We start from the raw sequence: 702 nt of genomic DNA, 5'->3' as shown, positions 1-702 counted from the left end.
AGATCAGGGTACATCTGATTTCGGGGACAAGAAGTATCACGATAAGGAGTGGCTCTCAGAGAAGTTCCATAGTGAGGGGCTTTCATACTCCGAGATTGCCGAGGTGTGTGGTGTTAGTAAGCAGACAATCTACAACACCGCAAAGAAACTCGGCTTAGATGCGAAAGGTGAACGTCCGTATCAAGACGCAGATTGGCTGCGCGAAGAATACCATTACAAAGGCAAAACACTCGGAAAAATCGCAGATGAGTGTGGGGTTTCAGAAGCCACGATAATAAAGTGGAAGAAAGAACACAATATACAGACCGATTATCCGACAGGTGAGGATCATCCAGACTACATCCCACCCGAGAAACGGGTAACAGATAGTTACGGACACAATTGGTGGGAACAGCGCCGCAAAGCGTTGGAGAGAGCGGATCACGCTTGTGAAAACCCCAACTGCGATGAAGACCGTGAATCGTTGGGGCGGAATCCTGACGTTCACCATATTATTCCGTACAAACACCACGACGAATACGACGGAATAAACGACTTAGATAATCTGGTTGTTCTCTGTCGCTCTTGTCATCACGAAGTAGAGCCGAAGTTCTTGCGAGAGATCCACGGTGATGACGAGAGCGTCATCAACTTTGCTGGTAGCAAACGCGCAGGAGCAGTCTAACGGCGAACTATGAGTGATGCGTTTAGCGATGTTCTCAA

1 protein-coding gene is annotated in these 702 nt (G+C 48.1%); it reads left to right on the top strand.

Annotation, left to right across the window (positions count from 1 at the left end):
• Positions 1–664, top strand: a 664-nt coding sequence (locus EXE45_RS17285; protein ID WP_199233684.1) for a helix-turn-helix domain-containing protein, incomplete at its 5' end; no start/stop codon positions are given.
• Positions 665–702: the final 38 nt, after the last annotated feature.

It is taken from the genome of Halorubrum sp. SP9 (genome assembly GCF_005435015.1).
In the GTDB taxonomy this organism is placed as follows: Archaea; Halobacteriota; Halobacteria; order Halobacteriales; family Haloferacaceae; genus Halorubrum; species Halorubrum sodomense.
The sequence above is the reverse complement of the archived record's forward strand: the minus strand, read 5'-3'. Positions and strand labels throughout refer to the sequence as shown.